A 13442-nucleotide genomic window follows, 5' to 3' on the forward strand; every position below is an offset into this window, starting at 1 on the left:
TCCTGCCCGGGGGCCCCCTTGCAGCACATGCGCTGCAAGGATCTAAGGGCGCACTGCGCGCACACCCCCGGACCCTCGCGAAGAAGCCCGGCAAAGCCGGGCTTCTTCTTGTCCCTTGTTTCCGAGGGGTGGAGGCTGCTGCTCAGTCCATCCGCAGGCTGAGGTCCACGGCCGGAGCGCTGTGGGTGAGCGCCCCCACGCTGAGGAAGTCCACGCCGGTCTCCGCGACGAGGCGGGCCCGCTCCAGGGTGATGTTTCCGCTGGCCTCCAGGAAGATCCGCCGGCCGCTGCGGTCCCGCAGGGCCACCGCCTCGCGCATCTGGTCGGTGGGCATGTTGTCCAGCAGCACGCCGTCCACGTCCGGCAGGTCCAGGCACGCCTTGAGCTGCCCCAGGTTCTCGACCTCCACTTCGATCTTCAACAGGTTCGGGGCCGCCCGGCGGGCGGCCTCCACGGCGGCGCGGACCCCGCCGGCCGCGGCCAGGTGGTTCTCCTTCAGGAGCACACCGTCACCCAGGGTCAGCCGGAGGTTCACGCCCCCGCCGCAGCGCACGGCGTACTTCTCGAGCAGCTTGAGGCCGGGCGTGGTCTTGCGGGTATCGAGGATGCGCGCGCCGGTGCCTTCCACCGCTTCCACGAACTTCCGGGTGAGGGTCGCCGTGCCGGACAGCCGCTGGAGGAGGTTCAGCATCACCCGCTCCGCCAGGAGGATGCCGTGGCTGGAACCGCGCAGACGCATCACCTCGGTGCCCGGGCCGACCCGCTGGCCGTCGTTTCGTGCCAGATCCGCGTTGAGGTTCGGACAGGTGAGCCGGAAGGTCTCCACCGCCATGGGAAGTCCCGCCAGCACCAGGTCGCCCTTGGCCACCACCCGGGCGGTCATGGGCCGGTCGGGCACGGCAGCCGTGGTCCAGTCCTGGGTGCCCCAGTCCTCCCGCAGGAAGGCGCGCAGCTGGTCGCGGTAGGCTTCGGGGTGCGGGGGATGGAACATCGGTCACTCCGGCCCCAGCTTACAATGCTCGACACCGATCCCAAACCAGGAGCCTCCCATGTCCTTCGTCCTCGTCGAGAAAACCGACCGCATCGCCTGGGTCACCCTCAACCGGCCCGAGAAGCTCAATGCCCTCAACAACGAGGTGCTGAAGGAGCTGGAGCTGGTCTTCGCAGACCTGGAACAGGATGCCGAGGTGGGCGCCGTGGTGGTCACGGGCGCCGGGGAGAAGGCCTTCGTGGCCGGGGCCGATATCGCCGAGCTGAAGACCCTCGACACCGCCAGCGCCCGGGTCCAGGCCCTGCGCGGGCAGGCCGTGTTCCAGCGGATCGAGTCCATGCCCAAGCCCGTCATCGCCGCCGTGAACGGCTTCGCGCTGGGTGGTGGCTGCGAGCTGGCCCTGGCCTGCCACATCCGCATCGCCAGCGAGAACGCCAAATTCGGCCTGCCCGAGGTGAGCCTGGGCATCATCCCCGGCTACGGCGGCACCCAGCGCCTGCCCCGCCTCGTGGGCAAGGGCGTGGCCCTCGACATGATCCTCAGCGCCGAGATGACCCCCGCCGCCGACGCCCTGCGCATGGGCCTCGTGAGCCGTGTGGTCGCGCTGGCGGACCTCAAGGCCACGGCGGAGAAGCTGGCCAAGACCATCCTCTCCCGGGGGCCCCTGGCCCTCCGCAGCGCCCTGGCCGCCGTCAACGAAGGCATCGAGATGCCCCAGGACCAGGGCCTTCAGTACGAGGCCGCCCTCTTCGGCCTTCTCGCCTCCTCCCAGGACATGCAGGAAGGCATGGGCGCCTTCCTGGAGAAGCGCGCGGCTCAGTTCAAGGGCTTGTAGTCTTTTTTTCACCGCAGAAAAGCGGGGCCGGGTGGCCCCGCTTTTCTGCGGTGAAAACGGTTAACGCTTGGCGCCCACCGCGCCAAGCGTGACCGCGGCTGTCTGCTCGTTGTTGTTCTGGTCCGCGACCTTCACGAGGACGCGGTCGCCGCGGACGGCATCCCGGGGCACAACCACGTCGAAACGCTCGTCTTTCTGGTCGAAGACCCGGTCCTCCGGCACGATCTGCAGCCAATGCTCCCCATCGGCGCTGACGGCGGCCTCCTTCAGGGTGGAGGTCTCGTCCCGGGCCACGAAGCGGATCCGGACGCCCTCACCCTCGGGCGTGGCGCTCAGCTCGGAGATGGTGGGCGGTGTGTGGTCGATGATGAAGGGGGCAGTCCGCCAGAGGCTGGTGAGGGCGACGTTGAAGGCTGCCGTCGGCGCGTCCGAAGCGGTCACTTCGAGGCGGTACCGGCCATCGGGCACGGGCAGGGTGTCGAAGCTGAAGAACTTCTCTTTCCAGGCCTTTTCCAGAAGGATCGGCGCGCCCCGCTCGGGCACGAGCCGGATGGCGAACTGGAGGGTGTCGGCGTTGGGGTCGTTCACGCGGAACACGAAGCTCTGGGCGCCGCGGCGGAAGCTGCGCTTCTCGGCGCCCATGTAGCCCATGGCTGGGATGAGCTTCTGCGTCTCCAGGGGCACCCGTTCAATGCCGATGTCATCCGGGGGCGCCGTGCGCGTGATGACCAGGCCTGGCGGCATCGTGTCCACGCCCTCCCAGATCGGGGCCAGGTTCCGGTGGGCCCAGTGGACGGTCACGGTCTCCACCACCGGGGTGGCGCCGCCCCGGGTGCTGCTGAGGCGCAGACGGAACTGGGCGAACCGAGAAGACGGCAGGGCCGGACGCTCGCCGCTGCGCAGGGGGGGCGTCCAGGGGCTCCAGGTGGCATCCGGCGTCTCCGTGCTCCCCGTGCGGAACTGGAATTCCACGTTGGTGCCCGATGGCGTGTCGGCATCAAGGTAGGCTCGGCCCCAATCCGCCAGGGGCGCTCCTTTGAGGATCCGGGATTCGACGGTGCCCTCGGTGGCCTGGGCTTCGGACAGCAGGTGCAGCTCGGCGGGGTTCGAGCCCACCACGAGAAGATCCCCGCCGGAGGGCAGGAAGGCCGTGGCCTGCGCCGTGCCCAGCTCCTGCACCACGGCGAAGGGATCCGTATCGCGCACCTTGCCGAGGGGCAGAGAGAAGAGGCGGGAACGGTTGCCCGTGCCCACCAGCAGCTGGCCCTTCCATGGGGTCAGGGCGTAGACCTGGCTCTGGGCGCTCTGCCACAGGGTCTCGGGCACCCGATCGCGGTCCAGGCGGATGACGGCCGACCGCGTGGCCGCCGCGGTATCCGCCTGGAGATAGCCTTCGCGCCGTTCCAATTGGCCAGTGCTGAACTTCGGCGTGAGCCCATTGTCCGCGCCGACGTAGAGCTGCCCATCGGCCACGGCCAGGGCGCGCACCTCTTCAAAGGGTGTATCCATCAGCGTCTCGAGGCGATCACCCTGGCGGCTGTAGCGGAGCACCAGACCTCGGCCATGGCTGCCGAGGTACCAGCCTCCCTGCCCGTCCGGCGTCAGGGCCGTGAACGCCGTCTCGTCCGCCAGTTCCGCCAGGCGGCGGCTCGATCCGCTCCGGGCCTGGACCAGCACGGCGCCCTTCTCGGAACCACCCGCGGCGATGACAGCATCTCCATCCACCGCCAGGGCCCAGACGATGCGGGCCTCGATGTCCGCGAAAGGCTTCACGTCGCCGGAAGGGGACACGCGGAAGAGCTTCCCCTCCCCCGTGGGCGCCACGATCAGATCCTGGCCCAGGCGCGCCAGGGCGAACACGATGCCGCCCTTCACCTGGCCCAGGGGCTTCACCTGGCCACCGGTGTAGTGGAAGAGCTTGCCGTCCGTGCCCGCGGACAGGTACGCACCCCCAGAACCATCCGGAACGGCTGCCCAGATCACGCCCTCGGGCAGCTGGCCCACGCGACGCAGGTTCGGCGCCAGGCGCAGCCGGCCGTCGGCCCCGATGCGAACGCCGTGGGTCTCGGACCCCAGCCAGTCGTTGAACCCGGAGAAGGTGGCCACGGGCTGATCCGCCAGAGCCGCCACGCCCACGACAGCGGAGAGAAGGAAAGTCATCCAGCGCATAGAGCCCTTTCGATTCATGTCCATCACTCGATTTCCACGTCCAGCTGGCTCAGCCCCCGCACCTCGCGGTCGAGCGGCAGGACGGCCCGGCCCACGATCCGCCGCTGGAGCTTGTTGTCGCTACTGGCCCCGTCGCCGCTGACCAGGGTCGCCACCGTGGGCGGAATGCCCTCGATGCGGCTGCCGCGAAGCCCGGCGCCGGGCTGACTCTGCACCAGCAGCGCGTAGGCGTGGTTGTTCCGGAGGGCCCCGTTCAGGAGGCGTACCACATCCCCCAGGTTGGCCACCTCGATCATGCGCTCATCCGGATCGGCCGCCATGAGGCTGAATCCATCGCCGACCATGAGGGTCGCCTTGCCCTTGGCCGCGGAGGAAGGCACCTGGATGTTGAAGGTGGCGGTCTCGCGCACGCCCTGGATGTTCTGAAGGGTGACCAGCACCGGAAGGATCTCTCCCCGCTTCGCCCGGGCCTTGAGGAGACGGACACCCGCGATGGCCGAGAGATCCAGCCGCTCCTCCGCCTTGATGGTGAGGGAGATCCCTTCGAACACCGGCTTCTCGAAGGGATTGAGCGTGATGGCCTGGAGCATGGCCCCGACGTACTGGGAGAGGCGCGAGGGGTTCAGGTCCGCGATGACGTTCTCGATCAGGATCGCCGGGTGCCCGGCCAGCTTGATGTTGCCCTGCATGGACAGGCTCTGGAGCCCGAGGCCCCGGGTGTGGGCGTCCAGGGTCTGCGCCACGGCCGTGGCCACCAGGGCCGGGGTGGCCACAGGGTGGTCCATCAGTTCGAACCGGAAATTCAGGGTGCGCTTGCCCCCCAGGTTCAGGCCGATCCGGAGGGGGACCATCCGCGCCTCGGCCCCCAGCAGCCCCGCGACACCGGAGCTGCGGTCCAGCCGCAGGGCGCCGATGGGCGCCACGGGCATGGCCATCTTGAAGGAGCTCTGGTAGCTGGCCACGGTGCTCGCCACCGTGGCGGACCAGAGGGGCAGGTCCACGGACCCGAGGTTGAACAGCTGGTGCCCGAAGAGCAGCACCCGCTTGCCCGAGATATAGGTGATGGTGCCCGCGGCGGCCAGGTCCAGATCGCCCTGCATGAGCGTGACGGCCGCCATGCCTCCCGGTTCGAGGGGGCTGGCCTCCTCCCGCGCGCCCCCGGATAGGACCGGCGCGGCGGCGAAGGCGACCGGGAACCCGGCCCAGAGGCGCCGGGCTTCGGGCCCGAGCGCGCTGCCGACGATGGACATGGGCACGGCCTGGGGATCCGGCTCGCCCATCAGCGTCCGGAAATCTAGCATCTGCCCAGAGAGGGCCGCCTTGAGGACCTTGGGTGGCTCCAGCTTGGGCAGGATCAGGGGCGTGCGGCTGGGCGGGGTTTCCGGGATGTCCCGGAGCTGGTCCAGCATCTCGGCGATGGGGGTGATGCCGCCGATGGCCTCCTTCTCGAAGAGGATGCCCGTGCTCAGCGCCCCGATGAGTTTCCCGTCGATGTAGCAGGGGCTGCCGCTCATGCCGGCCAGGATCCCCGTGTCGGTCAGCGGCCCTCCAGAGGCCCTGACCATGATGCGGCTTTTGCCTGGGGCGGCGTTCCGTTGCACCCCCAGCACTTCGAACTCGAAGCGCTCAATCTTGCCGCCCTGGAACACCGTCCGGCCGTACCCCTTCATGCCCGCCCGGATCTCTGCGACCGGAAGGGTGGCGGGCCCCTGGCCTGCCAGGGGTACCAGAGAAAAGAGGGCGAAGGCGAGGGCGACCAGTTTCATTGATATCTCAAGGAATGTATGAAGCCTAGCAGGACAGTCCCGATGACCGGGACGGCCGCCGGCCGGGCGCCCCTGTGAATTTCAGATGCTGCATGTGACTTTTTCGTTCCTTGACCAACAGATCCCTTTTAATGCGATGCCCCCCGTGGCTATTCTTTGGGGAACACGGAGGAACTTCTCATGCGATCAAGGCATTTCGCCGGCTCATCCCTTGTGGCCCTGCTCGTGGCGGCGGCCCCCATCATGGCCCAGGGTGTCTCCACCCAGCTGGGTGGTCGCGTGCTCGATAACCAGGGCGCTGGCGTCGCCGGAGCCACGGTGGTCATCCGGAACACCGAGACCGGCCTCACCCGCACCCTGCAGACCAGCGCCGAAGGCCGCTACCTGGCCACCCTTCTGCCGGTGGGCCCCTACACCGTCACCGTCACCAAGGCCGGTTTCCAGACCGCGAGCAACGTCAAGGTGAACCTGAACCTCGGCGATGCCGCCCCGCTGACCATCAAACTCGCTCCCGAGACCGGCGCCACCGTGGAAGTGATCGCCGCCACCGCTCAGGTGGACACGGAGCGCGCCAGCGCCGCCGCCATCATCTCCCCCGACAACCTCACCAACCTGCCGGTCTTCAACCGTAACTTCACGAACCTGGCGACCCTGGCTCCCCAGGTCGTGGTGGACAGCAGCCGCGGCAACCTCGCCATCGCCGGCCAGCGCGGCGTGAACACCTCCATCAACATCGATGGCGGCGACAACAACGAGCCCTTCTTCGGGGGCGCCACCGGCGCGGCCGAGGGCAAGACGCCCTTCACCATCTCCATCGAGGCCATCCGCGAGTACCAGGTGATCACCGACGGCGCCAGCGCCGAGTTCGGCCGCATGGGCGGCGGCTATGTGAACGCCATCACCAAGAACGGCACCAACGACCTGAGCGGCAGCCTCTTCTACTACCAGCGCCCCCGGGGCTGGGTGGAAGCCGGCCCGACCCTGCGTCAGCCCAATGGCACCACCACCACGAATCCGGTCGGGGACTTCCAGCAGGAGCAGTTCGGCTTCAGCGTGGGCGGCCCCATCCTCAAGGACAAGCTGTTCTACTTCGTGGCCTACGACGCCCAGCGCCGGAAGGATCCCATCCACCAGGTCTGGGGCGGCAGCCGGCCCGTGACCCTGGACCCCGCCACCTACCCCAATGATGCGGTGCTCCTGGCCAAGGCCGGCGACTACTCCGCCAAGGCGGATTCCGACGTCTACTTCCTCCGCTTCGACTGGAACCCCACCGTCGACCACAACATCCAGTTCCGGATCAACCACTCCAAGTTCAAGGGCGTCACCGGCGCCAGCACCATGGCCTCCTCCGAGAACCTGGCCTCGGATGACGTCACCACCGACGCCTACGTGCTGCAGTGGAACTGGGTGATCAGCGGGAACTGGATGAACGAGTTCCGGGTGAGCCATACCAAGGACGACATGCCCCGCTCGACCTACTCGCACCTCCCGGAGGTCAGCATCAGCAACGTGGGCTACTACGGCGCCTACCCCTTCGACCGGACCTACAACACCAAGCGCACCCAGATCCAGGAGAACATCAGCTACGTGACTCCCACCTTCCAGGTGAAGGCGGGCGTGGACTACAACGACATCAACGTGTCGGAGTTCTTCGCCGGCAACTGGCAGGGGGTCTACCAGTTCAACTCTCTTGCTGATTTTCGCAATGGCCTCTGGAGCTATTACCGTCAGAACTTCGGCCTGAACAGCCCCGTCCAGCAGGCTGGCCTCTTTGACACCAGCTACAAGCAGATGGCCGCCTTCATCCAGACCGAATGGCGCCTCACCGACACCTTCAAGCTCGGGGCCGGCATCCGCTGGGACCGCCAGGAGAACCCGGACTACCCGATCCTGAACATGGGCGACCCGCTCGCGAACCCCATGCCCATCACGGCCAAGATCCCCTCGGACAGCCAGTTCTCGCCCCGCGTGTCCTTCACCTGGACTCCGGCCTTCGACCAGGGCAAGACCGTGATCCGCGGCAGCGTCGGCCGCTACGTCAGCACCACGCCGGCCGTGTTCTTCTACCAAGCCTATGCTGCCAACGGCGTCCGCACGGGATCCAAGGATTTCCAGCCGGGTGATGCCGCCACCTATGGCATCCCCATCGGGGCCTCCTTCAACGCGGCGAACCCCTATTGGATTTCCTCCCTGCCGACGGGCGTGACCTTCACAGGATTCAACATCTGGACCTTCAACCCGGACTTCAAGAACCCCTACACCGACCGCGTGAACATCGGCGCCGAGCGTCCCTTCTTCAACGACTTGGTGCTCGGTCTATCCGCCACCTACGCTAGGGGCAAGCAGCTGGAGCGAACTGCAGATCTTAACCTCGGAACACCGACTCCCAACGCTTATGGGCGCCTGATGTACCCTTCCACTCTCACGACTACAACGGTCGGAGGACGGACCACCATCTCCTGGACGCCAATCCGGCCAAATGCCAACTACGGCACCATGGGAATGTATTTCTCGGATGCTACCAGCCTCTACCACGCCTACACGGCCAGTCTGAAGTACCACAAGGATGGCAGCGCTTTTGACGCCCAGCTGTACTACACCTACGCCATCAACAAGGACAGCGATTCCAACGAGCGCAACTACTCGGGCATCAGCATCCAGGATGCAGGCCTTCTGGGGAACCAGTGGGGCTATGCCGACACGGATCGCCGCCAGGTGTTGACCGGCTACTTCAGCTTCCTCGACAAGCAGGTTACCGGAATCCTCGCGTCCGTTTCTGTGCGCTACCAGACCGGGACCCCCTATACCTTGACGTACAGTGCCGATGTGAACGGTGACGGGAATACCACAAACGATCGTTACTTCCAGAATGGCGTCGACACGGGCCGTAATACCCAGCGAGCCGGATCCACATTGACTTTCGACCTTGGGCTTCGTCGAGACATCGAATTTACCAAGCGGATCAAATTGACCCTGTCGGCCGACGTATTCAACCTGTTCAACCGCCAGGACACCTACCTGTCAAACAGGACTCCCTCGGTGCCCAATACCACGACCTCGAATGTCTCCACGGTTGACGCGCAGCAGCTTGCACTCAACCCGCAGCAGAACTGGACCGGCTCCGCCCGCCAGATCCAGGTCGGCGCACGCTTCGCCTTCTAGTCCCACCCGCACTACGAAAGGGCGGCGCTCCGGCGCCGCCCTTTTTTCGCTAGGCTGGAAGCATGAAGATCCTGGCGCTGGGCGATGTGGTGGGGGAACCGGGGCGGCGGCTGGTGGAGGCCTTCGTGCCCGAGCTGCGCCGGGAGACCGGCGCTGACCTCGTGATCGTGAACGGCGAGAACGCCGCCCACGGCCACGGCATCACCGACACCATCGCCCGGGAGTGGTTCGACCGCTTCGGCGTGGACGTCATCACCACGGGCAACCATGCCTTCGACGTGAAGGGGATCGAGAGCTACTTCCGCCTGGAGCCCCGCCTGCTGCGACCCGCCAACCACCCCCCCGACACACCGGGGAACGGGTGGGTGAAGCTGCATACGCCCTCGGGAGCCGAGGTTCTCGTCATCAACCTCATGGGCCGGGTGCACATGCCCGCCTGCGACTGCCCCTTCCGGGGCGTGGACAGCATCCTCCAGAAGGAGCGGGCCGACCTGGTCATCGTGGACATGCACGCCGAAGCCACCAGCGAGGCCCAGGCCATGGGCTTCCACCTGGAGGGCCGCGCGGCGGCCGTCCTGGGAACCCACACCCACGTGCCCACCCTGGACGCCAAGGTGCTGCCCGGCGGCACGGCCTACATCACCGACATCGGCATGACCGGCCCCTACGACGGAGTCATCGGCATGAAGAAGGAGGCCAGCATCGGCCGCTTCCTCAAGGTCCAGCGCCCCAAGTACGAAGTGGCCGAAGCCGACCTCCAGCTCCACGCCGTGCTGGTCACCACCGAGGGCCGGAAGGCGATCAGCATCGAGCGGATCCTGAGGAAGCTGTAGAGATCTTCGAGGGGTTCAGTCCTCGAGCTTGGGGAAGAGCCAGCCCGCAATGGCCGCCCCCAGGAGGGGCGCCACCCAGAAGAGCCAGAGCTGGCCGAGGGCCCAGCCGCCGACAAACAGGGCCGGTCCCGTGCTGCGGGCGGGATTCACGGACGTGTTCGTCACCGGGATGCTGATGAGGTGGATGAGGGTGAGACAGAGGCCGATGGCGATGGGCGCGAAACCTGGCGCGGCCTTCTTGGCGGTGCTGCCCAGGATCACCATGAGGAAGAAGAAGGTCATCACCACTTCAGTCAAGAAAGCCGCGCCCAGCCCGTACTTGCCAGGCGAGTGGTCCGCATAGCCGTTGGCCGCGAAACCGCCGATGGCGGACCCGTTGCCCGTGGCGATGACGTAGAGGATGGCCGAGGCGACCACGGCCCCCAGCACCTGCGCCAGCCAATAGCCGGTCACATCCTTGTAGGGGAAGCGTCCGCCCACGGCCAGGCCCAAGGTCACGGCTGGGTTCAGGTGGCAGCCGGAGATGGGGCCAATGGCGAAGGCCATGGTCAGCACCGTGAGCCCAAAGGCTAGGGCGACACCGAGGAAGCCGATGCCCACGCCCGGGAAGGTTGCGGCCAGCACGGCGCTGCCACACCCACCCAGCACCAACCAGAGGGTCCCGAAGAATTCCGCCGCAAGCCTTTTGTTCACACATCCTCCATGGAAGAAAAGCGTGATGGCCGGAAAGCTGGGGCCAGTCTAGCCGTCTCTTCGAAGGATTCAAGCAGGAGTCAAGCGAGCCGAGTCCACCCCTCCAGGTAGAGGTTAAAGGCCGGATCCGCCTCGGCCTTCTGACGGACCAGGGCGCGGATCTGAGCCTCCTCGGCCTCCATCTGCTCGGGCGTCAGGTGGCCCGAGAGCGTCATGGCCCGCAACCACACCAGGAAGGTGGTGAGGGCGTCGAACTGGTTGTAGCGGACGATGCCGGTGATGTCCCCCGCCCGCCAGAGGTCGATGACGCTCTTGCCGTCGGTGCCCAGCTTGCCGGGAATCCCGCAGGCCGTGGCCAGCTCGTGCAGCGTGGACGAGGCCTTCCCCCAGGCGCCGGTGATCTCGCGGAGGTCGATGTGCTGGTTTCCGTAGCGATCGAAGAAGTCGCCCGGTGCCCACTTCTCCGCGCTGCGACCCAGGCCCGGGATGGACAGACGGTGCACCATGGCGCGCTGCACGAGGATGGGCATATCGGCATCCCGGGAGTTGAAGCCCACCAGCTGGGGCTTCTTGTCCCCCAGGGCCACCAGGAAACGGCGCAGCAGGTCGTCCTCGGCCAGGGCCTCCGGCCCCTCCGGGAGCGCGAAGAGCTTGTGCTGGACGTCACCGTGCCGCACTGTGCGGATCACCGCCGCGATGGACACCACGCGGCAGAGGATGGTCTTGAGGTAGGGCCGGGGCTCCGTCTCCGTGGCCCCGCCGTAGGCCCAGAGGCGCTCGGTCACCTCCTCGTCCGGCATCTCCTTCGGAAGGTCCAGCACCCGCCGTCCCGTGGCTGGGTCCGGCACCCACTCGGCATCGAAGGCGAAGATCTGGTGGTGCGGAGGGCGCAGCATGGCTACTTCTCCAGCGCCCATTTCCCGCCGCCGCCCACCGCGCAGGCCAGGCCCACGAGCAGGCGGAAGAGGGCGGGCAGGTTCGACAGGGGCCCGGCGCCGTGCATCCAGCCGTGCACCAGTGGCCAGCCCAGGACGGCCACGAGAATCCCGCCCGCCAGGGCCACCCACACGCCGAGCAGGATGAGGGCGCCGCACACCAGCTCGCCCAGGGCCAGGCCCCATGTGGAGGCCTGGGCGAAGCTGATGGCCCCGTGGGCGCGGCGGAGGATCTCGAAGCCGTGAAGCACCGCCATGCCGCCCACGGCGAGACGCAGCAGGAAGAGGGCCCAATCGGTGCGGGTCTTGGAAGCGGCCATGAATACCTCGGAAAACTTCCATTGTAGGCTGGGGATTCTCCACGGAAACCGCCATGCGCCCCACCCTCGCCTTCGACGCCGACGACACCCTCTGGCACAACGAGACCCTCTACGCCGAGACCCAGGAGGCCTTCCGGGCCCTCTTGCGCCCCTTCCACGACGACGCCTGGATCGATGCCCGCCTCCACGAGACGGAGATGCGCAACCTCCGCCGCTACGGCTATGGCATCAAGGGCTTCACGCTCTCCATGATCGAGACGGCCCTGGAGCTGACCGAGGACCGCCTCGACGGAGCGGGCGTCCGGAAGGTGCTGGAGCTGGGCCAGGCCATGCTGGACAAGCCCGTGGAGCCCCTCCCGGGCGTGGCCGAGGTCCTGGGACAGCTGGCCGGGGCTTTCGACCTGATGCTCATCACCAAGGGCGACCTCTTCGACCAGGAGACCAAGCTGGCGAAGTCCGGCCTCGGACATCACTTCTCGCGGGTGGAGATCGTCTCCGAGAAGGACGAGGCGACCTACGCGGCCCTCCTCGGGCGCCACGGCCTCCAACCCCAGGCCTTCACGATGGTGGGCAACTCGGTGAAGTCCGACATCCTGCCGGTATTGGCCCTGGGCGCGCGCGCGATCCACATCCCCTACCACCTGACCTGGGCTCATGAAGTGGTCGCCACCCCAGTGGAATCCCCCTTCCCCGTGCTCGATTCCATCCTCGACCTGCCCGCCCTGCTCGCAGGCTGGTGACCCTGTCCTCCGCTATGCTGGGGGAACGGAGGATTCCATCTCGGTATCCGCTCCGCGGATACGCGAGACCTCTCCTTGCAAGGTTGCGCAGTCTCCGTTCCTCAGCCCCTTCAGTCACCTTCCCAAACAAGAGGTCGTTATGAGCATCCAGAACATCGGCGTCATCGGTGCGGGCCAGATGGGCAACGGCATCGCCCACGTCTTCGCCCAGGCGGGCTTCAGCGTGCTGATGCAGGACATCAGCGACGCCTTCGCCGCCAAGGGCGTGGCCACCATCGACAAGAACCTCCAGCGGGGCGTGGACAAGGGCAAGATGAGCGCCGACGAGAAGGCCGCCGTCCTGGGCCGGATCCACACCACCACCAAGCTCGAGGACCTGGCTGCCTGCGACATCGTCATCGAGGCCGCCACCGAGAAGTGGGAGGTCAAGAAGCAGATCTTCGAGACTCTGGACAAGGTCTGCAAGCCCGGCGTCATCCTGGCCAGCAACACCAGCAGCATCTCCATCACCAAGCTGGCCGCGGTCACCAGGCGCCCCGAAGCCTTCATCGGCATGCACTTCATGAACCCGGTTCCGGTCATGCAGCTCATCGAGGTCATCCGCGGCCTGGCCACGGGCGATGCGACCTTCGACGCCGTGATGGAGCTGTCGAAGAAGCTGGGCAAGACCCCGATCCACTGCAACGACTTCCCTGGCTTCGTCAGCAACCGTGTGCTGCTGCCCATGATCAACGAAGCCATCTACGCGCTGTACGAGGGCGTGGCCTCGATGGAGAGCATCGACGGCATCATGAAGCTGGGCATGAACCATCCCATGGGCCCTCTCACCCTGGCGGACTTCATCGGCCTGGACACCTGCCTCTTCATCCTCAACGTGCTGCACGAGGGCCTGGGCGATCCCAAGTACCGCCCCTGCCCCCTGCTCATCAAGTACGTGGACGCCGGCTGGCTCGGCAAGAAGAGCGGGCGCGGCTTCTACGACTACAGCAAGGCCTGAT

Annotated in this window: 11 protein-coding genes; 5 read left to right on the forward strand and 6 right to left on the reverse strand. The window is 66.9% G+C overall.

Annotated elements, in window-relative coordinates:
* Window positions 1-142: 142 nt before the first annotated feature.
* Complete coding sequence (gene nadC / locus MLE42_RS02675; protein ID WP_243286327.1) at window positions 143-991, reverse strand: carboxylating nicotinate-nucleotide diphosphorylase; 849 nt, start codon at window positions 989-991, stop codon at window positions 143-145.
* Between the two features lie 58 nt (window positions 992-1049).
* Between nadC and MLE42_RS02680 the strand changes: the two genes are divergently transcribed.
* Entirely contained in the window at window positions 1050-1826 is a 777-nt protein-coding gene (locus MLE42_RS02680) for an enoyl-CoA hydratase-related protein (protein WP_243286328.1), read from the forward strand.
* A 60-nt stretch (window positions 1827-1886) separates the two neighbouring features.
* Here the strand turns inward: MLE42_RS02680 and MLE42_RS02685 are convergent, their stop codons facing one another.
* Together MLE42_RS02685 and MLE42_RS02690 are read right to left on the reverse strand one after the other, a co-directional pair.
* Window positions 1887-3995: a hypothetical protein gene (locus MLE42_RS02685; protein ID WP_243286329.1), complete on the reverse strand. Its 2109-nt coding sequence runs from the start codon at window positions 3993-3995 to the stop codon at window positions 1887-1889.
* 23 nt (window positions 3996-4018) lie between these two features.
* Window positions 4019-5761, reverse strand: coding sequence for a SpoIVB peptidase S55 domain-containing protein (locus MLE42_RS02690; protein ID WP_243286330.1), 1743 nt, complete (start codon window positions 5759-5761; stop codon window positions 4019-4021).
* Window positions 5762-5941: 180 nt separating this feature from the next.
* Between MLE42_RS02690 and MLE42_RS02695 the strand changes: the two genes are divergently transcribed.
* Together MLE42_RS02695 and MLE42_RS02700 are read left to right on the forward strand one after the other, a co-directional pair.
* Window positions 5942-8923, forward strand: a complete 2982-nt coding sequence (locus tag MLE42_RS02695) for a TonB-dependent receptor (protein ID WP_243286331.1) — start codon at window positions 5942-5944, stop codon at window positions 8921-8923.
* Between the two features lie 62 nt (window positions 8924-8985).
* Entirely contained in the window at window positions 8986-9756 is a 771-nt protein-coding gene (locus tag MLE42_RS02700) for a TIGR00282 family metallophosphoesterase (RefSeq protein WP_243286332.1), read from the forward strand.
* Window positions 9757-9771: 15 nt separating this feature from the next.
* Here MLE42_RS02700 and aqpZ read toward each other — a convergent pair whose 3' ends face one another.
* The 3 genes from aqpZ to MLE42_RS02715 form a co-directional block, all read right to left on the reverse strand.
* Window positions 9772-10449: an aquaporin Z gene (gene aqpZ, locus MLE42_RS02705; RefSeq protein ID WP_243286333.1), complete on the reverse strand. Its 678-nt coding sequence runs from the start codon at window positions 10447-10449 to the stop codon at window positions 9772-9774.
* Between the two features lie 80 nt (window positions 10450-10529).
* Window positions 10530-11345 (reverse strand): 3'-5' exonuclease, encoded by an 816-nt coding sequence (locus MLE42_RS02710; protein WP_243286334.1) that lies wholly within the window; start codon window positions 11343-11345, stop codon window positions 10530-10532.
* Window positions 11346-11347: 2 nt separating this feature from the next.
* Window positions 11348-11704 (reverse strand): hypothetical protein, encoded by a 357-nt coding sequence (locus tag MLE42_RS02715; protein WP_243286335.1) that lies wholly within the window; start codon window positions 11702-11704, stop codon window positions 11348-11350.
* A gap of 53 nt (window positions 11705-11757) precedes the next feature.
* Here MLE42_RS02715 and MLE42_RS02720 point away from each other — a divergent pair, with 53 nt between their 5' ends.
* Together MLE42_RS02720 and MLE42_RS02725 are read left to right on the forward strand one after the other, a co-directional pair.
* Window positions 11758-12444, forward strand: a complete 687-nt coding sequence (locus MLE42_RS02720) for an HAD family hydrolase (RefSeq protein ID WP_243286336.1) — start codon at window positions 11758-11760, stop codon at window positions 12442-12444.
* Between the two features lie 139 nt (window positions 12445-12583).
* The gene (locus tag MLE42_RS02725) at window positions 12584-13441 is read left to right on the forward strand and encodes a 3-hydroxybutyryl-CoA dehydrogenase (RefSeq protein WP_243286337.1); all 858 of its coding nucleotides are present in this window, start codon (window positions 12584-12586) and stop codon (window positions 13439-13441) included.
* Window position 13442: the final 1 nt, after the last annotated feature.

The organism is Geothrix terrae, assembly GCF_022808775.1.
In the GTDB taxonomy this organism is placed as follows: Bacteria; Acidobacteriota; Holophagae; order Holophagales; family Holophagaceae; genus Geothrix; species Geothrix terrae.

Bases quoted from the DNA above. Each gene is read 5' to 3' on its own strand.
- MLE42_RS02700 (WP_243286332.1), top strand. From the start codon at position 8,986: ATGAAGATCCTGGCGCTGGGCGATGTGGTGGGGGAACCGGGGCGGCGG.
- MLE42_RS02695 (WP_243286331.1), top strand. From the start codon at position 5,942: ATGCGATCAAGGCATTTCGCCGGCTCATCCCTTGTGGCCCTGCTCGTG.
- MLE42_RS02725 (WP_243286337.1), top strand. From the start codon at position 12,584: ATGAGCATCCAGAACATCGGCGTCATCGGTGCGGGCCAGATGGGCAAC.
- nadC (WP_243286327.1), bottom strand. From the start codon at position 991: ATGTTCCATCCCCCGCACCCCGAAGCCTACCGCGACCAGCTGCGCGCC.
- MLE42_RS02685 (WP_243286329.1), bottom strand. From the start codon at position 3,995: ATGCGCTGGATGACTTTCCTTCTCTCCGCTGTCGTGGGCGTGGCGGCT.
- MLE42_RS02720 (WP_243286336.1), top strand. From the start codon at position 11,758: ATGCGCCCCACCCTCGCCTTCGACGCCGACGACACCCTCTGGCACAAC.
- MLE42_RS02715 (WP_243286335.1), bottom strand. From the start codon at position 11,704: ATGGCCGCTTCCAAGACCCGCACCGATTGGGCCCTCTTCCTGCTGCGT.
- MLE42_RS02680 (WP_243286328.1), top strand. From the start codon at position 1,050: ATGTCCTTCGTCCTCGTCGAGAAAACCGACCGCATCGCCTGGGTCACC.
- MLE42_RS02710 (WP_243286334.1), bottom strand. From the start codon at position 11,345: ATGCTGCGCCCTCCGCACCACCAGATCTTCGCCTTCGATGCCGAGTGG.
- MLE42_RS02690 (WP_243286330.1), bottom strand. From the start codon at position 5,761: ATGAAACTGGTCGCCCTCGCCTTCGCCCTCTTTTCTCTGGTACCCCTG.